Here is a 23,902-nt window from a genome sequence, read left to right as displayed (position 1 = left end):
ATTTGCACTGAATATTTAGAATTAAATTTATTTTCTAAAAATAATAATATTATTTTTGAAACTATTTTCCTCCCCCATCCGTCTATTGCGTGAAGAAAGGAGGCAGCGGACTTTGCAAACAGAGGATATGAGAGAATTGATGCGTTTATATGGCGATTATTTAACACGCCTTGCCTATGTTTATGTAAAAAATTGGAGCAATGCAGAGGATATTGTGCAAGATGTCTTTATCAAATATTTTAGCGCACAGCAATATCGAGGCGAGGCAAGCGTGAAAACCTATTTAGCCAAAATGACGATTCATAAAAGCTGTGATCATTTACGCAGCGTGAAAAATCGTCTACGCATTTTAGAAAACTTTTGGAAAAGCAAGAAGGACACTATGCCTTCCAGTGAACAGCAAACATTAAAGAAGCTTGAACAACATGCTATTGCCAAAGCCGTGCTGGCGCTTCCTATCAAATATCGAGAAGTTATCGTCCTGTTTTACTATGAAGAACTAACAAGCCTTGAAATTGCGACATTATTAGATACCTCCGAAAATACCATTAAAACACGCTTAAGGCGAGGGCGGCAGCTATTGAAAACATCACTGAGCGAATTGAATCTGAGAGGTGATTTTTTATGAATGATATTAAGCGTGCGCTAAAAGAGGTGCTTGAAGACACAAAACGGTTTAGTCAACAGAGCGAGGATACGGTGATTCAGCGTATACACCAGCCTCAGCGAAAAAAATGGGGCGTGCCGTTCATCACTGTAAGCTTTATCGCCTTATTCCTATTTTTTCTAGGGGCTTATTTATGGCAGCCAAATCAGCAGGCACAATTTACGCGCTACTTTCAAGAAAAAATGGGTGATGCCGATTATCAGGTGATTTTCCAAGAATTTAATTCCCTCAAGGACAATGATGCCCTTGTTGCTTTTATCCAGCAGGAAGAGGACACGGAGAAAATTTATCTAGCCTATTTTGACTATCAGAAAAAGTGGCGCTGGCTACAAACAACGGGTACACAAAGTAAGCCTTATCAGGGCAAGGAATCATGGACCTCCACTGCACAGGAGCCTTTTATGTATGCAGGCGTGATTGATGCAACGGAGATCAGCCAAATTATTGTGGGCAAGCAGCAGGCAACACAAATTGCTCTACAGGGCAACCTTGTTTACTGGTTTGCGGTTAGTGATAAGGCTGCACGAATTATAGCGAAACGGACAGATAATACCTGGGAGCGACTAACCGAGCTCCAGTCTAGCAATGAGCCAACTTACAACATTCCAATCATTGATACCCTATCAGATATGCAACAAGTGATTGAATTAAAAACAGATACAATGGATCGTGGCAATCGTGAATACTATCAATCCCCCATTGTCATTGATCCGCAATTTACTAAGCTGGAACGAGGCGATGTTATTACGTATACCACACAGGATGGTCAGCAAACCATTAGCCGTGTGCTTGGACTCCCTCATGAGACCGTTGAAATTATCAATGGCACTGTGGTTATCAATACCGTATCATTTGCGCATCCCTTTATGTTTGCAACCATTATGGGCGAAACCGTCTATGAAAGCTATGGTGAAAAGCTTGGCACTCACCTGATGAATCGAGAAGCAGCCAAAAAAACATTCTTTTACAGCTTCCCCTTCACACAGCTATCCCAAACGCAAATTTTTGTCGTCCCTGATAACTGGGCTGGCGGTGTTATAGAGGTCATCTCTCTCGGGCAGGTAAACGCGAAAGTGCTTGGCTATAAGGGCGAATAAATAGTCCGTTCCACCCCATTAAACAGCCTCCCCACTCAAAGCAACTGAGTGAGAAGGCTGTTTTTAAAGCTCCTCGTATTGTGCAGGGTCTTGGTTGTTAATGCGACCTGCTGCGCTTGTCAGAGAGGAAATGACTTGCATTTCTTGTTCGCTTAACCCAAAATCAAAGACTTGTAAATTTTCAAGCTGTCTTTTGGGTGAAGCAGATTTTGGTAGCGGAACAGCGCCTAGTTGAATATGCCAGCGTAAAATAATTTGACCTGGTGTTTTGCCATGTTCCTTGGCAATCTGGATAAGCTTTTCGTCCTGTAAAACACTGCCTGAGCGTTCGAGCGGACTCCATGCCTCTGTCACAATGCCCTGTGATTGATTATAGGCAAGCTGCTCGACCTGCGAAAAACGCGGATGTAATTCAATTTGATTAATGCTTGGGGCAACACCTGTTTCTTGTAGTAAACGATCAATATGCTCTGTATTAAAATTACATACGCCAATTGAGCGCACTAAGCCCCATTTTTTGGCATCAATCAATGCCTGCCAAGCCTCCACGTATAAGTCTCGCTTTGGATTTGGCCAATGAATTAAATAAATATCTAAATAATCAACATGTAGGCGGTATAATGATTCATGAATGGTTTTTAACGCCCGATCATAGCGGTGATGTCTGCCAGGCAGCTTAGACGTTACAATAATTTCTTCTCTGGCAACCGAACTTCTACGAATCGCCTCGCCAACTGCGCCTTCATTTTCATAGTTAAAGGCAGTATCAAGCAGGCGATAGCCATTGTCTAATGCACTTTGGATAGCCGACACACCTTGCACGCCATTTAATGCATATGTTCCTAGTCCTATACTTGGAATTTGCAATCCATCATTTAATGTAATTAGTGGAATTGTCTTGCCCATACCATCACTCCTTAGACTCTTTCTCTAAGACTACCATAAACTTACTATTCAAATAAAGTACAAGCCATGACAAATAGGCCCTTCTTATAGGATAATAATCATTAGTAATGAAAAGGATGTGTGAATCAATGAACGTAGCAACAGTAATGCAGGAGCTAGAGGCGCTGGGCAAGGAGCGTACAAAAAAAATGTATCTATCAAATGGGGCGCAGGAGCCATTATTTGGCGTAGCAACAGGTGCGATGAAGCCTCTGGCAAAGCAAATAAAGGTCGATCAGGCTTTAGCAGAGGAACTTTATGCAACAGGTAACTATGATGCAATGTACTTTGCGGGAGTAATTGCAGACCCAAAGGCAATGACCGCAGCCGATTTTGACCGTTGGATGGATGGTGCTTACTTTTATATGCTGTCCGACTATGTGGTCGCCGTTACATTGGCGGAAGCGGCCATTGCACAGGAGGTAGCAGATGCCTGGATAGCAAGTGACGAGGAGTTGCGCATGTCAGCCGGCTGGAGCTGCTACTGCTGGCTACTTGGCAATCGCAAGGACCATGAATTTTCCGAAAGTAAGCTTGCTTCGATGCTTGAAACGGTGAAAGATACGATTCATGCTGCACCTGAACGTACCAAATCAGCGATGAATCATTTCCTATATACGGTGGCGATTTCGTATGTGCCGCTTCATGACAAAGCCGTTGAAATAGCGAAGGCTGTTGGGCCTGTAGAAATGAAACGCGATCAGAAAAAAAGTACGACACTGCATGCGTATGAAAACATTCAAAAGGATGTGGAGCGAGGTAGGGTTGGCTTTAAACGAAAATATGTAAGATGTTAAATGAGAGGCATTGATCCATATTGGATTGATGCTTTTTTATGTACAGCAATATTTTTTTATTGATAAACAATAAATTTTAATTTAAAATCAATATACTATTTATAAGTGAAGTGTTTTGATGAAAGGTCAACTAGGAGCCATTATTTTTTTAAAGGGTGTTGTAGTGTTAATGGGTATGGCTGTTTTTGTGGTAGCTTTATTTTTATTACCTGTCATGGCAAACAAAGATGCAGCGGCACATCCTGACACGATATATGTATTCTATCTTTTTTTACTTTATGCCTATGTGCTCTGTACGCCATTTTTTATTGCACTGTATCAAGCCTACCTTCTTTTAACAAATATCAGTTGTCATAATACATTTTCTGCATCATCCATAAAAGCTTTAAGCCGTATCAAGCATTGTGCTATGACAATTATCGTTTTGCTTGTAGTAGGCATTGCTCTACCACTTATTATCTTTTATGGAAAGGAAGATATGACGGGCCCTATGATGCTGGCACTTATTAGTATTTTTGGCACCAGTGTAATCGCAGCCTTTGCAGCCGTACTACACTGGCTTGTACAGCAAACGGTGGATAATCAGTCTGAAAATAAACTAACAATATAAGCATATAAAGGAAGTGGCACAGCGTTATTTCATCATGCCACTTCTTTTCTTAAAATCTATTTAGTTACAGGTGGGGCCTAACGATTTTCTATGACCCTTCTTCTCTTTAACCAAAAAACCTATCAAATTTTATTTTTAAATAGTATAATGCTTACATATTTAGAAAATTGGAGGATATCTATGAGAAAATTGGTTTTAGTGATAGCCATGCTTACCGTATGTTTAACAATAGCCTCTATTGCTGAGGCGCATCCAGGGCGTTTAGACAGCAATGGCGGTCATAACTGTTCCGAGAAGTCCAAGGCAAAGGGGCTTTGTTCAGGTTATCATTATCACCACGGTGACCAAGCGAACGATCAAAGCAGCAATCCTCAGCCACCAAAAGCCACTCCAGCTCCAGCACTCACAAAGGTTGGCGTCTATCTGAATAATACCAAGCAAAATTATACACCTGGCGCTTATATGAAAAATGGCACAACATTAGTCCCAATGAAGGCTATTTTTGAATCTCTTGGCGCAACGGTTTCCTATGAGAGTGCGACAAAAAAGGTAACCGCGATCAAGGACAATAAAAAAATTATTATCGGTGTTGGCAATAAAGTCGCCTATGTTGATACAAATGGCGCAACATCCACTATTACGCTCAATCATCCTGCTGAAATTTATCAAGGTACAACAATGGTGCCGTTACGCTTTGTGAGTCAAGCACTTGGCGCAAATGTAACGTTTGATGAAGCGGCATTCATTGTTTATATTGAAACAAAATAGCTTTACTCGCCATTCACTCATTAAATTTAAAAGCAGCCTCCTTCTATGGAAGCTGCTTTAGGTCAAATTGATATTTCTTATTAATTTTCTGAGCGATTGTTTCCAAAAAGAGAGCAACTGTCATATTTTCGACTTCATTGGTATACCACGCTAGCTTAGCTCCGTAGTTTTTACGATTATAATTGACTTTTAACGGCCAGAAATTTTGGGTTGCATAGGTATAATCAAACTTTACATAAAGCTGTTTGCCATCTGGACACTCCATCACAACTTGATATAATGGTTTTTTTCTTGCCTGTTCCAACTTTACCTTTTTAATTTTGGTTAACATCGAAACAACTCCTCTCTTACTTACTCTATTCGACAAAAATTTTCAAAGTCCTTTATTTATTAAAAAAGGGATAAAGCTTGTGATTCTAACAAGCTTTATCCTTCTTCGATTAATTAGCAATAAATTTATCGTAATAACGTTTAAGTATCGTTGCCATTTGCTCGCGCGTTAACACACCTGCTGGGTTCATATTCTTACTGCCATCTCCTCGAATCAGCCCTTCCTTTATTGCCCATTCCCATGCCTCTTTATGCGATGTACCTACGTCCTGCTGAGAATGAGTGCTAGCTTTCTCCGCGAGTAAGCTTTTTAAGGCTGCGATTTCCTGCTTTAGCTCATTGTATTGTGACAATGTTAATCCCTCCTCAAGTCCATTTTGAATATCACGGTGAAACTGCGCCTCGGTAATGCCCATACTTTGTAAATAGGCAAATGGATCTCTATGCGTCGTGCCACCTAAATTATCTGCAATCCAGCGATGCGATTTAATGCCATTGCCGTTGCCATCTAACATTGTTGGAACGCCTGCTTCTATCGCAAGCTTGCGTAAGAGCCAAATATATGCCGCATAATCCTTTTGAAATTGCTGTGGATCAGCCGTTCGTGCCAGCTCTACCTGTGCATAGCTATATGGATTGCCCTTTGGACCACAGCCATATTGTATACGATTAACAGGCGCTACTTGGACAATCCGACCGCCCCCGCCAACCCAGTGAGACACAAAGGCATTCGCTTTATTGCGCTTCATATACGCAATCTCATTTTCTAATGCATTTGACCCTGTATTGCTTGAATTGCCTGATTCATGAGCGACAATATATTTAATCGCCGTTAGTGGCAGATTCGGTAAGCCTGACATCAACTGCTTTTCAATAATATAGCTCAATCTCCATCCCTCCCTTCATTTTTAGTGAACATAAAGCTATTCACTTACTACTAGTAAATGCACACAAATCTATGTTTTCTAGTTAATTGTGCTTTTGCTCTTTTCTTTCACACTCTCTAGCATAGCCAGTATTTTTTGACGCTCTGCTGCAAAATCAATGGTTGATGGCTGTTCCTCTTGTTGCTGATGACGCTGATCAAACCACTTTGGCACCACCTCACGCCTTTGTCCTCTCTTAGACGCTTGAAATTGCTGTCTATCTGCTTGGATTTCCACCATATTTTTAAGCTGTTTCGCCTGCCAGTTTTGCAAAATTTTTTCGACATAGCGCCAGCGTAAGACATTGTTTTCTACAGCGAGCTTCATTGCATAGATCACTACCTCCTCTGAAAAAATCGTTAGCCAATGATGCATTTGATTCGTTATATGGGCTGAACGAAAGCCAAAACCATGCTGCTCATAAAATTGATAAACAGTAAGAGACTCTTGCTCATTATCGTTCCTTTTTAGTAACTGGTTATTTAGTGATTGATTAGTTAGTAGTGGCGGCTTATCCGTTGGTGATAATGCCGCGGATGGTTTTCCCGTTAACGGAAGGGCAGCATGAGATGGCGCTTCAAAAACGAAAAGCTCCACCTTGTCAAACTTTCCCTTCGCTGTTCTTGCCTGCTCCTTTTGCAAATAGCCTGCCTGTATAAGCTCTTTGACAATATTGGTTGTTGCCTCACGCCCACATTTACTGCGAGTTGCTAAATCTGCTATGCAAAACGACCAATCATCGGGTAATGACAGCATATACGCAAGCAGCCCCTTTGCCTTCCAGCTTAATCGTGCATCATTTAAAAATCCTTTATCTAATACAACAAAATTCCCCTTTTTCGGCACTCGATAAATAGCCATCGCCAATCCCTCTTTCCGCTTTATTTGTTATATACAAAAAAATACACGAAAAAGGACATTTTAAAGGCAAAAAAAAGACATACCTTGGCAGTATGTCCTTATTCATAAAGTTCTTTATAGACAATCACTTTTAACGCAGCAATTTCCTCTGCTGATAATTTCCCTTGTACTTGCTGAAGCGCTTCCTCTTTGGTCATCGAGCCATCCTGTAATTTCACACGAATATCATTTAGCTCTGTAATGCCTACCTTTTGAAGTACTACCTTCGTCGCCTCTTCCTTTGTCGTAAATGGCAATGCGCTACTATCGACGGTTTGAGCCTCCTCCATAAATGCCTTTAGCTCTGGATCATTTTCAATCGTTTGTTTAATTTCTTCCATTTGCCCACTATTCTCTAATTCTGTTGAGAGCGTATCCACGATTTTTTCAGAGGCAAATTTTGTGCCGAAATGAAGTACACCATAGCCAGCAACACCAAGAAAAATCCCCAAAACAGTTAGAAACTTTAGTATTCTCAACGACTCACACTCCTTTATCCACGTCTATCATACTATAAGCGTGGGTCGTTGAAAAATAATCGCATTTATTTCACGTATTTTAAATATTTGCGCACAAACTCCACAATATACAGCACTTCTTCCTCCGTCATATTTAGCAGCTTGCAAACGCGCTGCAATCTAGCAGGTAAGGCTAATTGCTGACGTACTTGATGGATAAACATATACTTGCATTTCCGCGGATTGACCTTATCTCGAATTTGCTTGTAATGCGAATAGGCATAGCGCGCAAATGCATTGAGCATTTCCCGCTCCTGCTCATCACGCTGTACCTTTTTCGCTGCTTCATCAATCACCTCTGTATCAAATAGCCATGTGCCATCTGTTAATTGCATCGTACCACCTCTCTATTGCAAATGTGCTTCTTCCTAGTAAATGCAAACAAAAAAGCCACACCTAGTTAGATGTGACCCTTTTACAGGATTTTCATGAATAGAGTGTATACGCGATTATAGCAACAATAAGATTTGGCACAGCAAGCAGTAATGCACGTGTCATCACGTGATGCCGTTCATGTCGACCTGCTGTTGTTTCGGTGGCAAAGTTCGCCCGCATTCGATCCCCACTTACCAACGCACCCGACAATAGCATCGATACGGCAAGGCATATAAAACCTGCTATCCCTGGTAGAAAGTAAGCCTGTTGTGCTCCCCAGAGAAGCATCGAAACCACAACTCCTAGCATGGATACAGTGGTACCAATTACTACATACCTCATAACCACATCCCCTTTATTTAACTATACGGATGACCACTTCTTTTAGTTTCAAATAAAGGTACTAATTGATTAGCATTTTTGAATCGGTATCCATATTTCACTTTGAAAGGAAGACGAGGTAAAATCGGTACTCGCATGATGCACAATTTCAGGTCCTGCTATTTGTTCATAGGCAGATGATGGAAACCATTCAGCATAAATGCGCCCCCAAATTTTCTGAAGCGTATGTGGAAATGGCCCTACCGCTTCAAATACAGCCCAAGTAGAAGCAGGGACGTGTAACTGTGTGAAACTTTTTGTAGGTGCTAGTGTTGTAGCTACCCCAATATAATGATCTAGCTCCCCCTTTTCCACCATTCGGTCCTCTGAAAAGTTTGTTGATGCTTGGATGATGCCTCTTGGCTCTATATTGGACAACTCTTTCAAATACTCGATATCTTCCATTGTTAAAGATTGTGCCATTTCTACAATGGTCGGATTTTCTCCTTGAAAAACGATAGGCACTCTTTTCATAAGCCCAATAATATGAAAGGCTTCCTTTTGTTCAATTCGATAATTCATTTCATTCCCTCCTGTAATGGTTAATTGGAAGGTCATTCGTGGAAAAGCTTTTAAGTATTGGCCACTTTGTCTTGCCTCTGAGGGTGTAATACCATGCATTTGCTGAAAGGCTCGCGCAAAAGAATCTGCTGAGCTATAGCCATAACGAATCGCAATATCCAGAATTCTCATGGAGGAATTTGACAGCTCAAAGGCCGCTAATGTTAAACGCCTACGACGAATATAGTCAGACAGTGAGATACCCGCAAGAAATGAAAACATGCGTTTAAAATGATATTCAGAACAATAAGCCCTTTGTGCTACTTCCTTCAGATCGATATCGTTCGTTAAATTGGCTTCTATATAGGCAATTGCATTATTCATACTTATCAATGAATCCACATCTATAACCTCCCTTTTCACAACAATAACAGGAAATGAAACACGACATCCGACAATTCGTGCACGTTTTTACCGGCTTCTCATCATGTGCAGTTTTAAAGAATGCTTCATCCTTGTGGTGCACAAGCGAAAAATGATCTACAATGATGGACTAAATATGGATAAATTGGCGGATTAGTAGTGGATAAAGCAGCTTAATCGCTGGATTACTTTTTAACCCTAGAAAGCGTTATGCCATCTCCTATAGGTAAGAGAATCGATTCAAGCTGTGGATGATTCGCTACGGTGACATTGAATTTTTTCATGGTCGCTGTGTAACGCTTTAGTGGGGCCTCAGGATTGACTACACTACCTGCTGCCAGAACATTATCCGTGACAATTAATGCGCCAGGCTTGGCTAGTGCAATACAATCATCTAAATACTGCTCATAATGATCTTTATCTGCATCAATAAAAAAGAAATCAAAGCTACGTTCATCGACTACAAGCTGTTTAAGACTTTGCAGCGCAGGACCCGTTAGATATGTAACCTGCTGGGCAAAGCCTGCCTTGGCAAGGTTGTTAGCGGCTAGATGGGCATATTTTTCGTCTAATTCTAGGGAGGTTAAAGTACCCTCGCCTACTATCCCCCTTGCTAGACAAATCCCACTATAGCCGCCCAGTGCCCCGATTTCCAAAATATCCTTCGCTCCTGCAATTGACACAAGCATAGTAAGCAACTTGCCAGAGGATGGGGACACAGACATTGCTGGCATGCCATTGTCCACAATCGAGGCAAGAACATTCTCTAACAGTGCATCTTGCTGACAAAATGTTTTATCAATATAATTATTCATTTGTTTCATGGATGGGATCTTCCTCTATTTCATTTTCTTGAATATCAAATACTTGGCTAAATTCCTGAATCACCATATCTATGGCCTTTAATTCACCCACTAAAATTTGCTGAATGCCTTGAAACTCTGGTTGTTCTAATTGCTGTTTAATAGTTGCACGTTTTACATGGAGCATTTCTAAAAAAGTAAGTGCCTTGCCACGTCGGAATGTTTTAGCGCCGCGCTGTGGAGAACCCTCCATGCCTCTATGACGCCCTCTACGATGATGCCCTTCTCTAAATCCTTCGCCTCTCATTATTAACTTCCTCCTTTTGTATACATATGTATACACTTATTTAAAACCTATTGTATACATATGTATACAATTTGTCAATTAAACATATTGCTTTTATGGTGCAACATAGGATAGGAGAAGGAATGATTCCAGTAATAAGGGGGTAAGCGAATTGAAACGGGGCATCAAATATATGTTGGCAATCGGTTCTTTATTGGTCCTGTCTGGCATATTTTTAATTGGTGTGCAATCGTACTATAACCAAAAGGAAATTAAAATTGCTAGTAAATTATGTCTCGAAAAAGGAGGGCAGCCGACCATTATCAGAGATTATTTGGCACTGAATTACTCCTTTTTATGTCAAAAGGACTAAGAGCTGTACATAATAGATGATAGATAGACAATAGAGAAGAGGTGAAATTTTTATCCACTTTATAGACGAATGGCTAGCGCAATAAACTATTTTGCCATATTTATAGTAATGTAAAGTGAATCTAGCTTTACACAACTCTCCTGTTTTGAGGGACTGTCGGAAAAGAAAAATCTTCTCTGACAGTTCTATCTTTATCTGTCGCTCTGCTTGCGCTATAAAGACAGTGTCTCTCATTGACTGATCCCTCCTTTTCTCCAGAAAAAAAGACGTCAAGTCGACGTCTTTAATGTCTGATCAATATCCTCAATTAACCGATCTATATGCTCCTTTGTAATTTTTATTACATATAATTCTGTTGTTTCATTTTCGTAGTTGTTTGTTAGGTTTGTAGGATATTGACCGCTATTTGTTATCTCTTTGTTCATGCAATCACCTCTCCATGATAGATTCGACATAAAGTATAACAAACCTTCTATAAAAAGGAAAAAAGTCATATAATGTTCACTTTTTTAAATGTATGTCTTTAGACACCAAGCGTACTATCATTTACCTAATTTTGTAATATTTTAAGATAAACATACCTTATAAAGCCATATACTGTTAGATAAAATAGCGAAGAGACCTTCCTCATTATGTTAATAAAGGAAAGTCCCTTCCTAGAGATGAATGCCATTTTTCACCCTTTTCCTTAATAAGCAATGCCTACGCGCGTGTGGAAAAATTCCTTGCTAAATAGTTGTTGATAGGCAAAGTCTGCTGTATCGGCTACTGAAATTTTAGTGCCACCCTCTGGTAAAAAATTACGTGCAACGCGGTGGACACCCGTGAAGTCACCATCCGCTAAATAGGTAGGGCACACAATTGTCCAATCCATAGTAGATTGCTGTAAATGCTCAAAAACACGTTGATGCTCCTGGGCAGCAAAGATAGATTTGCGTTTGGATTCGCTGGATTGATAACGAAAAATTGTTGGTGTCACACGGCTTTGCAATATGCCTGCTGTACCAATCGTAATAATTCTTGTTACATTTTGCTGTTTCATTGCCTCCAGTATGATGGGGATACTGGCTGATAAGGTCGTGCTACCATCTGTATTTAGCGCGCTGACCACTACGTCTATATTAAGCATGGCCTGCTCAATTGCTTGCTTATCTAAAACATCACCTTGGACAATGCGTAGCTGTCTGTGTTGGACGAGCCTTTGTTGGGGATTACGTACCAGGGCAGTTACATTGTGGTGCTCCTTTAATGCCCGTGCCACAAGCTGACTTCCGACACGCCCTGTAGCTCCTAAAAGTAAAATATTAATTGTTCTCACCTCTTAGAAAAAAGACACATTTATGACAATGTGCCTTGTTCTTTAATCAGCCTCTAGTCGCTCAATATTAACAATGAATGGATGCATTTGATGCTTGGCTGTTAGCTTATCGATGATGGATTGAATCTTACTTTCTGAGCTTTTATCCATTTTGTCGCCATCGTGCAATTGGATCGTGATAATTTGATTGGCTGATGAATCAATTAAATAACCAATTGTACTATCAGGCGAATAGCCCGCTTCTCGCAATGCCTGTAAAACCTTTTGCGTAAAATTGGTTGCCTGTAGTTGTTTACTTAGTTCCTCGGCATAGAGAGCAGACGCATTTGGATTGGTTGGTGCGGCTGTAGGCTGTTGTTGCTCCATCCCTACAAAAACAATCACCAATAAGCATAGTAATAGTAAGAAGCTTTGAACTCTCCTCTTCATCCATACGCTCCATTTCCTTTTTACAATTCATTAACAATCACTTTAACCGTAGGCTCTAACTTACCTCTATTGATATCGCCCAAATAATCAACTTCCACAACAATTGCTCTTGGCTCAAAGCGTTGGATACATTCTATCAGGCGTTTTGTATTTATTTTTTTTAGACGTTGGAAGGGTTTCATACCATAGTTTCGCAGCGGGCAAGGTAGTGCAAATGTCGACAAAATAAAGGCTACATTTTGCAAAATACCCTCCACTCCCGTAGCGTTACCGTTTACATGGTTTAAAGCAGTTACTTGATGTGTCATTCTATCAACCTTTCTTCTACGTTCATCGCAATAACTTTGTTCTTTTGAAAAAGAGCACTTTGTTATTTATGCTTGTTGCGCTGAAATTATGAACGTCTCTGCTCTATAATACCCTGTGGTATGCTTTTCAAACGGCTCTCTTAACGGGTAATGACATAGTAAAGAACATAGAACCAGCTAAAGCAGCCATGAATTATCGCCCAAATAATAGAATGATGGACGCTCCATGAAATGGTAATGGCTAACACAGAACCAAAGCCAATCCCGTTTTTTACAACGGTTTTATGCTCCATCCTTTTCACCTTCCTTACTTCCCCCTCATGCCATCTCAAGATGCTTCCCCCTTTGATTAATAAAAATCACCATGCACACGCCAAAGCTGCTTGTCAGGATGGTAGAAGAAATAAAAATTGCCATTATTTCTAAAGGACAAATGGATAATCCTTACCAAAGTCATGTTTACTTTGACAGACGGTTGGATAGCCTCTGATCTTAAAGGGGCTTGACAATATCATTAAAATAGGCTAGCTCCCCGTCCTGCTCCAGCGTTACAATCTCTTGTTCAATTTAGCATGGAATACCGCCTCCATCCGAGATTGGATAATCATCTGTCATTTTTTTCGGTACAAGCGGGAAGGAGCGGATAGCTCTGTGCTACTAGTCGCGCTTAACCAAGCCATCGGATGTTAGATAGGCAAAAGGACTTAGGTCATCCTCCCTCAGATAATCCAAAACATGCTTATGCACATGAATGCGACGGACTGGAAAGCCTCAGGTACATAGAGTAAGTCCTTTAAAAATAACGTTGCAAGCGGCTGATATCCTTGTGGTTGCTGTTCCTCTGGTAACGACCATTTAACAGCTCGCCAATCATTCATGAGTTGGTCTGATGCCCCCTTATTGCTAGTGCTTGAATGCTTTTAATTGTCATTGGCAGCGACTTTCTGACGACAGCAGCAATCTACGGTATGGTCATTCACCATACCCACTGCCTGCATAAAAGAATAGCAAATGGTACTGCCAACAAATTTAAAGCCATCCTTTTTTAATTGCTTACTCATACGTTCACTAAGCGCTGGTGTAGCAGGCACCTCCGCAATGGATGTCCATTCATTGATAATGGGCTGGTGTTCCACAAAGCCCCAAATATAATCCGAAAATGAGCCATGTTGCTCCTGCATACGTAAAAAGGCTTTAGCATTTGTCACTACACTAGCAATTTTTAATTTATTGCGTACAATACGCGTATCTTGCTGCAATTCTGCTAGCTTCTCTGCTGTATAATGCACGATTTTTGTGGCATCAAACTGGTCAAAGGCCTCTCGATAGCCCTCACGCTTTTGTAAAATTGTCCACCAGCTTAAACCAGCCTGTGCCCCCTCTAAGCATAGCATTTCAAATAGCTGCTGATCGTCATAAACAGGCACACCCCATTCCTTATCATGATAATCTACATATAACGGCTCCTCTAATTTTACCCATGCACATCTTGTCATTGCTATCTCTCCTATTGTATAAATTATTTAATGGCTGTCATACATAGCCATCCCTTACTCGTTTTTTCGGTTATATATACGGTTTGAAAGCCCGTATGCTCCAATAACTGCTTCATAGCAGCTGGTGTTTGAAAAGCCTCCATATGGTACTTCATTTTATATGTCTCTGCCATGACAATTAATTTTCCCCCGTCCTTCAGCACCCGCCCTATTTCCTTAACATCCTGTTCTAATGACGGCCAAAAATAATGCGTTTGAAAGGCTGTAATGGTATCAAAAAATTGTTCATGATATGGCATTTTGGATACACTTGCCTGTGTCACAACAATACGTTTATTGTTGTTATTGAGCTTTAACGATTCCTTCACAGCTTGCTCTGAAATATCTATACCATAAATCATACCATTTGGATTGAGGCTTGCTAAAATTTGCAGCATCTTCCCGCCGCCACAACCTATATCTAACACACAAGTTCCATCATTAACAGCCCCCTGTCGAATAAACCAAGCATACATACCCCGATGTGCCCTATTCATGATACGGAGCATCCATACGCCCATCCTTCCAGTTGGTTTTTTTACCTGTTCAATGAGTGTTTGCAATAGTGACATAAGCCAATTCCCCCGCTTTACGTAATGATGTGAGATATGTACTTTTTTGACAAGAAATCCTTATTAGTTTGTACGTCTTTAAGGGAATTTTGTTTCAGCATGCATAAAAAAATCACAAATGTTTTGATCTGAACACTTGTGATTTTTAATGGCTATGTCTAGTAATTCTAGTTTAAATATGTATTGTTAGAAGTATTGCGTTCGCGCTCTTCCATAATTAAATGAATCATAAATGCGAGCTGTTGCTCTATTCGCATATTGTTTAGATGAAAGATATCAGTAATCGCACTTTTTTGTTTTTCTGCTAAATCACTGTCCTCCAGTAATAACATAATTTCTTCTTTTGTTAGCCCAAACAAGCCTTGTCACCTCATTCTCTCTCTTTTTATTATTGTAAAATCATTACACACACTTTAACATTAACAAATAACACCCTAAATTATGAATCATTTTTACTAAGTATAAGATAAAACATGGAAAATAATCAATCGATGTTGTGTATAGATTTAATAATTTTTTTACATAAACTAAAAAATGTTATTATTTGATTCATATTTTTATGGGCTTTTACAAATGTTTCGGAATATTACAGTAATTTTAAAAAAGACATCTATACCATTATAGAAATATTCACTTCATTTGTCGAATTTTAGTTTTTTACGTCTATTAGCGCACAAACACCCTTTTACCCATTTCTCTAAACAATTAAACATAGGATGAAATAAAAATGAGCTTTCACGCTTTTCGTACAGCGTAAAGCTCTCCATCCTTGCACAAAAAAAGTAATTTCAAAATTGAAACTACTTTTCTCATTTAACATATTTCGTTTTATTCTCATTGGCTGTTATTTTTGTAATCCTTGAGGTTGCGTCTTTTTGCCAGGGTGCAGTGTTATGACAGCTCTGCACATACAATTGACTACGTTCCTGCACAATTGCGGGTATTTTCAGCACCTGAACATCTGTATGACGCATCTCCAATAATGATTGATTTGACAAGGCTAAAAATGGACGTGCTGCCTGATCCACTGTGCACGCTTCAATACGCCCCATCGAGCGATCAGACCAAACCATCGCATAAGGACTGTCGATACCCTGTTTAAAATGACTATGGGCTACCTCAAAAATAGCGTCAATACACGTAACCCCATTTTCTTGCATTTGCTCAAATGTGCAATGCTGTGTAAATAAACGTGCCTGATTAATGTAAATATGGTGGCTTTTCAGCTCTCGCATCACGGTATGCTGCAATGTAATTTTAGCATGGTCATTGCCATAAATACCGCCTGACTGTCCAAATTGTAGGGTGGATTGCTGGAGCTGAAGCCCACTCGCATCCACAATGATATGAAATTGCTGATGGTGCTGAATTTGACAGTCCGTCATGGAAACATCTGCCTCATCCGCAATGGTCATACCTGCTGCCATGCCATTTTGCACACGGCATTTGCACAGCTCTGCCTTACTATTTTCGATCAAAACCTGTGCCTTTACATGACGGGAAAATTGACAATCATAGAGCTTTGCCTCTGTTTTTTCACCAAGATATAATCCATGACCTTGCCCATCTGAAAATTGACAATCCGATAGCATTAACTCACTGCGATGCACCATCATGCCTGTATCATGATGATCCTTGAGCACACAGCCATCCATGCGTAATGTAGTGCTATCAAATATTTGCAGCCCTATCTCTTGCCCTTGATGAATGAGGCTATTTGTGATGGTAAGCTGACTGGCTGCTGCCATAATTTGCGCTTTCTGATGCCCATGAAACTCACAATGCTCCATCGTCATTTGGACATGACGTATCGCAAAAATCCCATGCTTTTTCCCCTCCAGCAGCATGCAATTTGTCAACGTCAGCTCACAGTTTTGCGCGATAATCTGCGCCTTCTCATGATGCTCAAATGTTGTGTCAGCTAGGATAACGCTTGAACCATTCGCCACCCGTAAGCCAAAATGATTCAGCGGTGTAGCCAGTACCGCACAATTTTGCATCGAGAGACTGCCGTAGCTAACCATAATTTGTGTACGAATCAATTGCTCCTCAATAATACAATTTTCTAGCTGTAAATCACCTTTAACATAGATGCCCTGCCCTTGACGAAAACGCAAATTACGCATGCTTACATGGTTTTGGTAGCGAATAAACACGCCACCCTTAATCGTGACATTGCCTACCCCATAAAGCGTCAGCCGCTTCGCAATATCCAAGTCCTCCTCATAAATACCATCCCGAATTTCAATCTGATCCCCTGGCGCTGCCTCTGCAATCGCCTGCCCGATACTTTGATAACGATGCATAATACTTCTCTTCACCACAAGTGTTGCCATACACACGCTCCTTCAGCATAAAAATAGTCGTACCCTATTTATATACCGAACTCGCTTATGATTATTCAATGTTGGGCAAATTGCAACAGCCAAATGTGAAAATATAATCCTTCGCTATTTTTAGCGAACACACAAATTTTTGGCAAAACCATCATTCCTGTATTTTATTAAGAAATATCATTTTGCTGTTTATACCATTCACACGTTTCCATAATTGCCTGTTTATATGGTGTTGGCTGGAATGGGAAATAAGCAGTAAATTTGTTTGAATCTACGATAAAATTCTGCGTATTTTGATAAAGAATCTCTTTAAATTCCTTCATAACAGGATTAAACATGCCCATCATTGTTAAAACTAGCTTATTGGCAATACGATACGTAGGCTTAATTTCTAAATGATCGGCAATTTCTTCTACTAATTGACGAGTAGACATAGGCGTTGGATGAGGAATATGCCATACCTCCCCATCTGCTTTCGGCTCATCACCAAGCATCACTAAGCCCCTAGCAAAATCCTTGATATAAATATGTGCATGAAGCTGATTGGGATTGCCAATTAGCTCCACTGGCTTGCCCTCTAATAAATGCTGAAAAACGCGCTGCCCTAGCATTGCATTACGCACATTGGGACCATAAAAATCAGACCCTCTGCCAATTGTTGCAGTTATTTTTCGGTATTTGATCGCTGTCATTAACATATTGGCGACCTCAGCTCGAACCCTCGTCTTTATACCTATCGATTGATAAGTCATTTTTTCATGAAAAGGCTCTTTTTGAGGCCCATAGGCATATAAATTATCTGCATAGACAATCTTCACATGATGCTCCTCCGCCGCAGCTATTAAATTCGCCATGATGGTAGGCAAGGTCCGCTGCCATTCCGCATATGGAAGACCTACGCAATGATAGACAACAACTGCATTTTTCAGGATAGCACTTATCTGTTCGTAGTTTGTCACATCACATTGTTTAAAGGAAACTTTTTCAGATACTGCTTGCCCGCTCCGATTGACCGCTATAACCTCCTTACCCTGCTTCAATAATTCATCTATTATCGCTAAGCCAAGTGGACCTGTTCCTACTACTACATGTTCATTTCTCAATGATTATCCCTCCAAGTCATTTAACTAACCACTGGTCAATTAATGGTAAAAAATAAACTCTAGTAAACTAGAGCTCTTACTAAATAGTCACAATAATTTTGTGCCGCTTGCTGTGCCTCTTCATAATGCTTCACGCGCCCCTTATGATTAAGCACAAAGCCATGCAAGGCCATAAAGGTAGCGTAAATATCAATAGGCTTTAGCTGATGGCTATGCAATGCTTGGAGCGTAGCACTAAATTTCTCATAGCTTGCGTTCGGCGCTTGCTGCAGTAAAGGATCAAAAAAATCATCTCGCTTCGCAAACATAAGCTCGTATTGACTTTGAAAATTCAAGCCAAACTCCATATACTTTAACAGCACCCTCTTTGTCCCCTCAAGCCCGTTCTCTTGTAACGCCTCATCCAAGTAATGATTCAACACCGCAAAATACTTTTCAATTACTGCATGAAATAGATCAGACTTATTCTGAAAATGATAATAAATCGCACCATGACTACAACCAAGCGCCTTCGCAATCGCCCGCATCGACACCTGCTGAAACTCCTGCTGTAAAAACTGACGATCTGCCTCTTCCACAATCATTTCCTTTGTCAATTCATCCTCTACCTTTTTTCTCGCCATCTCTCAGCACCTCACTAACCACTGGTCAATTGAATTGTAGCAAATTATTTGATTGCACACAACCATAAAAAACAGTACCAAACAAAATACCTATGATAAACCTTATGCCAAGCGAAGTTTAAAATGAGCGTTTGTGTGAATACAATATAGCAACGGCTAGTCCAACAGCAACGTAGAGATTGGTATTTTATTATGAAAGTGTACCTTGTTTACAAAAGAAAATATCGCTTATGTATTTATATTTTTCTCGTTAATGAAAAACATGCGGTGGGTGCAGATAACGAATATGGAGGCACAAGATTTATATTCCACTTAGTTAATGAAAAACGTGTTATATTTTCTAAAACCAGCTTGGACTACTACATTTATATTCCACTTAGTTAATGAAAAACCAGCAACAACTTTTGGTGCTGTTGTAGTAGTTACTTTATTTATATTCCACTTAGTTAATGAAAAACTCATCTTTATTAATAGATGCAGCATAATCTTCACCATTTATATTCCACTTAGTTAATGAAAAACAGAAAGTCCTTCATGGGTAGATTATAGCGGAGTTTTTAAATTTATATTCCACTTAGTTAATGAAAAACGGAAAATGGAATCTTGTTGGCTAATTGAATTTACTAAATTTATATTCCACTTAGTTAATGAAAAACGTTAACGAGCAAGGAGCGGCATTATTAGAGCAGCAATTTATATTCCACTTAGTTAATGAAAAACGATCGGTCTGGCTTTAGTAATTGAGTAACAAAAAGATTTATATTCCACTTAGTTAATGAAAAACCGATGACACCCCCAATTGTATTTGTCCCCGCTGGTAATTTATATTCCACTTAGTTAATGAAAAACATGTATGCCCAGCTGGTGTGTGGACAATTGGATATATTTATATTCCACTTAGTTAATGAAAAACCTGTTGCACTAGTTGTACCTCCACCAGCAGCGCTAACATTTATATTCCACTTAGTTAATGAAAAACATTCTTGTTTCTTATCCATGTTATCCCTCCATGTAATATTTATATTCCACTTAGTTAATGAAAAACAGTTCCTTTAACGCTACGCCTATTGGTCTTTCAATATTTATATTCCACTTAGTTAATGAAAAACAGGTTGTTATAGATGGCTCCCCAGCATTCCCAACAATTTATATTCCACTTAGTTAATGAAAAACGTAGTTCAGGCTTGCGTTCTTTGCGTTCCGAATATTTAATTTATATTCCACTTAGTTAATGAAAAACGTAAAATTCCACAGTTAGTTATTGCACCTGATAAACAAATTTATATTCCACTTAGTTAATGAAAAACCCTACTAACTCATCAACGCTCGCCTTGCGCTCTATATTTATATTCCACTTAGTTAATGAAAAACCTTGTCAGCTATATCCTCCCATTCATAACAGCCTGATTTATATTCCACTTAGTTAATGAAAAACTGCATGTTGCAACCATTCTACAAAACGATATTCATTATTTATATTCCACTTAGTTAATGAAAAACTGCTTTAAGCTTACGGCAATTAACACATTCTTTAGTGATTTATATTCCACTTAGTTAATGAAAAACCGAGACATTGGTTAATGGATGCAGAGCTTGCTTTTCGGTATTTATATTCCACTTAGTTAATGAAAAACTTACTTCTTTTAGTTCTGATTTCACACAATCAAGAATATTTATATTCCACTTAGTTAATGAAAAACTTGATGCTCTTTTAACATCTGCAGTAACTCAATAATTTATATTCCACTTAGTTAATGAAAAACTAATTGACGTTCAGCCTTTTCAACCTCATCTTGTGAATTTATATTCCACTTAGTTAATGAAAAACTCCCTAGCTCCCTTTCAAGATAATCAATATATTCATATTTATATTCCACTTAGTTAATGAAAAACGGGAAATGTCTCGTATTTACTTTTTGCTGGTTGGGATTTATATTCCACTTAGTTAATGAAAAACAAATAATTCGCTGCATAATCAACAGTTTCATTCAATGATTTATATTCCACTTAGTTAATGAAAAACTCTCTGTGCTTCTTAATATCATCAGCAACCTTTTCATTTATATTCCACTTAGTTAATGAAAAACATTGCTGGTGGCACGTGGAAGCGGTGGAATGGTTCATCGATTTATATTCCACTTAGTTAATGAAAAACTCTTTTGTAAGTGATGTTGTGAGAACAATCGAAATGCATTTATATTCCACTTAGTTAATGAAAAACACCGATTTGTGTCGTGCTTTTATTTGTCAGCAAATAGATTTATATTCCACTTAGTTAATGAAAAACCTCACCCTCTTTTTTAGCAGCCTTTAGTAAATCAAATTTATATTCCACTTAGTTAATGAAAAACTGATAAATTGCGTGATAGTATCGTCATTTTCATCATAATTTATATTCCACTTAGTTAATGAAAAACTTCAGCAAATCAGCAATCCATTTAAGTTTATTCGTCTGAATTTATATTCCACTTAGTTAATGAAAAACAGAAGGTAAGGTATACGACGTAAATTGCGCTCAACGATTTATATTCCACTTAGTTAATGAAAAACTTTCATTTACACCATCATAGACAACTGGTGAGGATATATTTATATTCCACTTAGTTAATGAAAAACAAGTAAAAGAAATGAAAGAAATCATTGAACAGCACTATTTATATTCCACTTAGTTAATGAAAAACATAGTAGGCAAACAACATGCTCGCGGTGACTATGCATATTTATATTCCACTTAGTTAATGAAAAACTCGCATGAATTATGTCATTGGTATCTACATCATAAATTTATATTCCACTTAGTTAATGAAAAACAATTTGCCTCACGCTCAATTTTGTCGATCGAAAACAATTTATATTCCACTTAGTTAATGAAAAACTCATGACAAGCGTATTAAATGACACAACAAAGCCCATTTATATTCCACTTAGTTAATGAAAAACGAGCAATGAGTTTTCAAGTCACGTTCTTTTGAGCGATTTATATTCCACTTAGTTAATGAAAAACTTTTTTTGTAGTTGTTTCTTCTGTATCTTTCTTTTATTTATATTCCACTTAGTTAATGAAAAACATCCTTCGACTTATATACTTTGAATGTGAAGTCGTGTATTTATATTCCACTTAGTTAATGAAAAACCACCTACATAAGATGACTGGCTGTAGCGTACTTGTCCTTTAGGTAACATTTGTGGAATATACATTATTCCCTCTTTTAGTGATTCCTTTTCTGTTGCTGGTCTTGCAGGTTGGGGTGGTGGAGATGGTTTTTCAAATGACATATGATTTCATCCTCTCTTTCTAAATTCCTAAGCGCTTGGGATTTTGACCAAAATAAAAACACTCAACCTTTTATAGTCAAGTGCTTTACGCTTTCTTATTTTTCTTACGGTTTTTCAAAAATTCAGCTACTTCTTTATCAGATTGCTCTTTGCGTTTTTTTGCTCTTCGGTTAATGGAAACTCGCCTACAACTTCAAAAACAGGGTTATCACGCCATCTTGGGTGTTCGAATGGTTCATACTTCTTATTCATCGTATTCCTCCAAAATAATCAATAATTTATCTTCTACAGTTTGAATATCTATTACTTTGAATCGTGTACCACGTTTGTATAGTACTTCTTGTTCACTATCATTATATCCTTTTAAATCAACACCATTTTTCGCATTCTGAATAACTAATCTAACATCGTCCATATCATCATAAACACCTTTAGATGTTGAGGTATAACTCGGTTCACTAATTATTTTACCAATTTCATAGGATGATATAAAATCAATTAAACTGGATAGGCTACACTTAGTTGGACAGAATTTTTAAGGTCAAGTAGACTACAAATAACACATTTGAGGAGAATCTACATGACTAAAAGAGAACGCCGAACATTTACTGAAGATTTCAAGCAACAGATCGTGCAGCTGTACCAAAATGGAAAACCAAGAAAAGAGATTATTCGTGAATATGATCTTACTCCTTCATCTTTAGACAAGTGGGTGAGTCAGAGTCAAAAATCAGGTTCTTTTAAGGAGAAAGACAATTTAACAGATGAACAAAAAGAATTGATGGAACTCCGAAAAAGAAACAAGCAACTAGAAATGGAAAATGACATTTTAAAGCAAGCCGCGCTGATACTAGGACGAAAGTAAATGTAATCAAGAATAATCAACACAAATACTCGATATCAGCAATGTGCAAAGTCCTGCAAATCCCTAGAAGTACTTATTATTATGAAGCAAAAGAAAGAGTATCGGAGGATCCCGTTACCTCTGATGTAATCGATATTTTTCACGCAAGCCGTCAGAACTATGGAACACGTAAAATCAAAGTAGAATTAAAAAAGCGCGGTCATATTGTTTCCAGGCGAAGAATTGGGCGCATCATGCAGGAGCAGGGTCTCGTTTCTTCATACACAATCGCTCAATTTAAACCACATACAAAATCCTGTAATGAATCAGAACAAACAAATGAACTAAATCGTGCATTCGCACAGGAACAAGAAATGACCACAATCGTTAGCGATTTAACGTACGTAAGAGTCAATCAAAAATGGAACTACGTATGTGTCTTTGTCGATCTCTTTAATCGGGAAATCGTCGGTTTTAGTACAGGGCCAAATAAAGATGCATTACTCGTTTATCGTGCGTTAGCTTCTATCAAAGTCGATCTTAATAAGATACAGCTTTTTCATACGGATCGTGGAAATGAGTTTAAAAATAATTTGATTGATGATGCTTTAAAGACTTTTAATATCCAACGATCCTTAAGTATGAAGGGCTGCCCGTATGATAATGCAGTAGCTGAAGCAACATTCAAAATCATCAAAACAGAGTTTGTGAAGGGCAGACATTTTAGTAGTTTAGAAGAATTAACAAGGGAGTTAAAGGACTATGTTCACTGGTTTAATAGCATAAGAATTCATGGAACCCTTGGATATGAAAGCCCAATTGAGTACAAACATAGACACCTTAAAAAAATTGTCTAGT

At 38.7% G+C, this 23,902-nt stretch carries 31 protein-coding genes and 1 CRISPR repeat array; of the genes, 7 read left to right on the top strand and 24 right to left on the bottom strand.

The features are described from left to right. The first annotated feature begins 112 nt into the window (after positions 1-112). The gene (locus ADM90_RS09265) at positions 113-628 is read left to right on the top strand and encodes a sigma-70 family RNA polymerase sigma factor (protein WP_053994688.1); all 516 of its coding nucleotides are present in this window, start codon (positions 113-115) and stop codon (positions 626-628) included. Beyond that, positions 625-1,764: a S26 family signal peptidase gene (locus ADM90_RS09260; protein WP_053994687.1), complete on the top strand. Its 1,140-nt coding sequence runs from the start codon at positions 625-627 to the stop codon at positions 1,762-1,764. The genes ADM90_RS09265 and ADM90_RS09260 overlap by 4 nt, the downstream gene beginning before the upstream one ends. Positions 1,765-1,827: 63 nt before the next feature. On the opposite strand, the gene ADM90_RS09255 is transcribed toward ADM90_RS09260, so the two are convergent. After that, entirely contained in the window at positions 1,828-2,670 is an 843-nt protein-coding gene (locus ADM90_RS09255; RefSeq protein WP_053994686.1) for an aldo/keto reductase, read from the bottom strand. Positions 2,671-2,798: 128 nt separating this feature from the next. On the opposite strand from ADM90_RS09255, the gene ADM90_RS09250 reads away from it, so the two are divergent. From ADM90_RS09250 to ADM90_RS09240, 3 genes are all read left to right on the top strand, one after another. Next, positions 2,799-3,506 carry a DNA alkylation repair protein gene (locus ADM90_RS09250; RefSeq protein ID WP_053994685.1) on the top strand — a complete coding sequence of 236 codons (708 nt, stop codon included), beginning with the start codon at positions 2,799-2,801 and terminating at the stop codon, positions 3,504-3,506. Between the two features lie 118 nt (positions 3,507-3,624). Further along, complete coding sequence (locus tag ADM90_RS09245) at positions 3,625-4,116, top strand: DUF2975 domain-containing protein (protein WP_053994684.1); 492 nt, start codon at positions 3,625-3,627, stop codon at positions 4,114-4,116. Positions 4,117-4,296: 180 nt separating this feature from the next. Then, complete coding sequence (locus ADM90_RS09240) at positions 4,297-4,884, top strand: copper amine oxidase N-terminal domain-containing protein (RefSeq protein WP_053994683.1); 588 nt, start codon at positions 4,297-4,299, stop codon at positions 4,882-4,884. Positions 4,885-4,927: 43 nt separating this feature from the next. On the opposite strand, the gene ADM90_RS09235 is transcribed toward ADM90_RS09240, so the two are convergent. The 9 genes from ADM90_RS09235 to ADM90_RS09195 all read right to left on the bottom strand — a co-directional run bounded on the left by ADM90_RS09235 (position 4,928) and on the right by ADM90_RS09195 (position 10,348). Next, complete coding sequence (locus ADM90_RS09235; RefSeq protein WP_053994682.1) at positions 4,928-5,215, bottom strand: hypothetical protein; 288 nt, start codon at positions 5,213-5,215, stop codon at positions 4,928-4,930. A gap of 109 nt (positions 5,216-5,324) precedes the next feature. Then, positions 5,325-6,101 carry an N-acetylmuramoyl-L-alanine amidase gene (locus ADM90_RS09230; protein ID WP_053994681.1) on the bottom strand — a complete coding sequence of 259 codons (777 nt, stop codon included), beginning with the start codon at positions 6,099-6,101 and terminating at the stop codon, positions 5,325-5,327. Positions 6,102-6,179: 78 nt separating this feature from the next. After that, positions 6,180-7,001 carry a DnaD domain protein gene (locus ADM90_RS09225; RefSeq protein WP_053994680.1) on the bottom strand — a complete coding sequence of 274 codons (822 nt, stop codon included), beginning with the start codon at positions 6,999-7,001 and terminating at the stop codon, positions 6,180-6,182. Between the two features lie 98 nt (positions 7,002-7,099). Then, entirely contained in the window at positions 7,100-7,519 is a 420-nt protein-coding gene (locus tag ADM90_RS09220; protein WP_053994679.1) for a hypothetical protein, read from the bottom strand. Between the two features lie 65 nt (positions 7,520-7,584). Further along, entirely contained in the window at positions 7,585-7,893 is a 309-nt protein-coding gene (locus ADM90_RS09215; RefSeq protein WP_053994678.1) for a hypothetical protein, read from the bottom strand. A 91-nt stretch (positions 7,894-7,984) separates the two neighbouring features. Continuing rightward, a complete protein-coding gene (locus ADM90_RS09210) occupies positions 7,985-8,275 on the bottom strand; it encodes a DUF5316 domain-containing protein (protein ID WP_053994677.1) in 291 nt (96 codons plus the stop codon). A gap of 69 nt (positions 8,276-8,344) precedes the next feature. After that, positions 8,345-9,217, bottom strand: a complete 873-nt coding sequence (locus ADM90_RS09205) for an AraC family transcriptional regulator (protein ID WP_053994676.1) — start codon at positions 9,215-9,217, stop codon at positions 8,345-8,347. Positions 9,218-9,423: 206 nt separating this feature from the next. Continuing rightward, positions 9,424-10,062, bottom strand: a complete 639-nt coding sequence (locus ADM90_RS09200) for an O-methyltransferase (RefSeq protein ID WP_053994675.1) — start codon at positions 10,060-10,062, stop codon at positions 9,424-9,426. After that, complete coding sequence (locus ADM90_RS09195; protein WP_053994674.1) at positions 10,046-10,348, bottom strand: hypothetical protein; 303 nt, start codon at positions 10,346-10,348, stop codon at positions 10,046-10,048. The genes ADM90_RS09200 and ADM90_RS09195 overlap by 17 nt, the downstream gene beginning before the upstream one ends. Before the next feature lie 151 nt (positions 10,349-10,499). Here ADM90_RS09195 and ADM90_RS09190 point away from each other — a divergent pair, with 151 nt between their 5' ends. After that, positions 10,500-10,700, top strand: coding sequence for a hypothetical protein (locus tag ADM90_RS09190; RefSeq protein ID WP_053994673.1), 201 nt, complete (start codon positions 10,500-10,502; stop codon positions 10,698-10,700). A 269-nt stretch (positions 10,701-10,969) separates the two neighbouring features. Here ADM90_RS09190 and ADM90_RS24685 read toward each other — a convergent pair whose 3' ends face one another. From ADM90_RS24685 to ADM90_RS24480, 14 genes are all read right to left on the bottom strand, one after another. Beyond that, positions 10,970-11,125: a hypothetical protein gene (locus ADM90_RS24685; protein WP_162838599.1), complete on the bottom strand. Its 156-nt coding sequence runs from the start codon at positions 11,123-11,125 to the stop codon at positions 10,970-10,972. Positions 11,126-11,388: 263 nt separating this feature from the next. After that, entirely contained in the window at positions 11,389-12,009 is a 621-nt protein-coding gene (locus ADM90_RS09180; RefSeq protein WP_053994938.1) for an NAD(P)-dependent oxidoreductase, read from the bottom strand. Between the two features lie 51 nt (positions 12,010-12,060). Beyond that, positions 12,061-12,447 (bottom strand): hypothetical protein, encoded by a 387-nt coding sequence (locus ADM90_RS09175; protein ID WP_053994671.1) that lies wholly within the window; start codon positions 12,445-12,447, stop codon positions 12,061-12,063. 20 nt (positions 12,448-12,467) lie between these two features. Continuing rightward, positions 12,468-12,755, bottom strand: a complete 288-nt coding sequence (locus ADM90_RS09170; protein WP_053994670.1) for a GPW/gp25 family protein — start codon at positions 12,753-12,755, stop codon at positions 12,468-12,470. A gap of 140 nt (positions 12,756-12,895) precedes the next feature. Then, the gene (locus ADM90_RS09165) at positions 12,896-13,087 is read right to left on the bottom strand and encodes a hypothetical protein (protein ID WP_053994669.1); all 192 of its coding nucleotides are present in this window, start codon (positions 13,085-13,087) and stop codon (positions 12,896-12,898) included. 387 nt (positions 13,088-13,474) lie between these two features. After that, complete coding sequence (locus tag ADM90_RS25035; RefSeq protein ID WP_235473396.1) at positions 13,475-13,633, bottom strand: hypothetical protein; 159 nt, start codon at positions 13,631-13,633, stop codon at positions 13,475-13,477. Positions 13,634-13,675: 42 nt separating this feature from the next. After that, positions 13,676-14,251, bottom strand: a complete 576-nt coding sequence (locus ADM90_RS09155) for a DNA-3-methyladenine glycosylase I (protein WP_053994668.1) — start codon at positions 14,249-14,251, stop codon at positions 13,676-13,678. A 23-nt stretch (positions 14,252-14,274) separates the two neighbouring features. After that, entirely contained in the window at positions 14,275-14,862 is a 588-nt protein-coding gene (locus tag ADM90_RS09150; protein WP_053994667.1) for a class I SAM-dependent methyltransferase, read from the bottom strand. Between the two features lie 167 nt (positions 14,863-15,029). Next, positions 15,030-15,221: a hypothetical protein gene (locus ADM90_RS09145; RefSeq protein ID WP_053994666.1), complete on the bottom strand. Its 192-nt coding sequence runs from the start codon at positions 15,219-15,221 to the stop codon at positions 15,030-15,032. A 450-nt stretch (positions 15,222-15,671) separates the two neighbouring features. Further along, positions 15,672-17,198 (bottom strand): right-handed parallel beta-helix repeat-containing protein, encoded by a 1,527-nt coding sequence (locus tag ADM90_RS09140; protein ID WP_053994665.1) that lies wholly within the window; start codon positions 17,196-17,198, stop codon positions 15,672-15,674. 167 nt (positions 17,199-17,365) lie between these two features. Continuing rightward, positions 17,366-18,301 (bottom strand): NAD-dependent epimerase/dehydratase family protein, encoded by a 936-nt coding sequence (locus ADM90_RS09135; RefSeq protein WP_053994664.1) that lies wholly within the window; start codon positions 18,299-18,301, stop codon positions 17,366-17,368. Between the two features lie 59 nt (positions 18,302-18,360). Beyond that, complete coding sequence (locus ADM90_RS09130; protein WP_053994663.1) at positions 18,361-18,924, bottom strand: TetR/AcrR family transcriptional regulator; 564 nt, start codon at positions 18,922-18,924, stop codon at positions 18,361-18,363. A gap of 299 nt (positions 18,925-19,223) precedes the next feature. Beyond that, positions 19,224-22,058: a CRISPR direct-repeat array (repeat unit 29 nt; unit sequence ATTTATATTCCACTTAGTTAATGAAAAAC). 268 nt (positions 22,059-22,326) lie between these two features. Beyond that, the gene (locus ADM90_RS25325; protein WP_268766611.1) at positions 22,327-22,452 is read right to left on the bottom strand and encodes a hypothetical protein; all 126 of its coding nucleotides are present in this window, start codon (positions 22,450-22,452) and stop codon (positions 22,327-22,329) included. Further along, positions 22,445-22,690 (bottom strand): ADP-ribosyltransferase, encoded by a 246-nt coding sequence (locus tag ADM90_RS24480; protein ID WP_268766622.1) that lies wholly within the window; start codon positions 22,688-22,690, stop codon positions 22,445-22,447. Before ADM90_RS24480 ends, ADM90_RS25325 begins: the two co-directional genes overlap by 8 nt. 90 nt (positions 22,691-22,780) lie before the next feature. On the opposite strand from ADM90_RS24480, the gene ADM90_RS09120 reads away from it, so the two are divergent. Continuing rightward, positions 22,781-23,901 (top strand): IS3 family transposase gene (locus ADM90_RS09120; protein ID WP_152927986.1). Its coding sequence is split into 2 segments (ribosomal slippage): positions 22,781-23,030 and positions 23,030-23,901, totalling 1,122 coding nucleotides; the frame shifts between segments, so codons are not numbered across the junction. The last annotated feature ends 1 nt before the right edge of the window (position 23,902 follow it).

Origin of the sequence: Lysinibacillus macroides, assembly GCF_001281525.1 — a bacterium.
GTDB classification, from domain to species: Bacteria; Bacillota; Bacilli; order Bacillales_A; family Planococcaceae; genus Lysinibacillus; species Lysinibacillus macroides.
The sequence above is the reverse complement of the archived record's forward strand: the minus strand, read 5'-3'. Positions and strand labels throughout refer to the sequence as shown.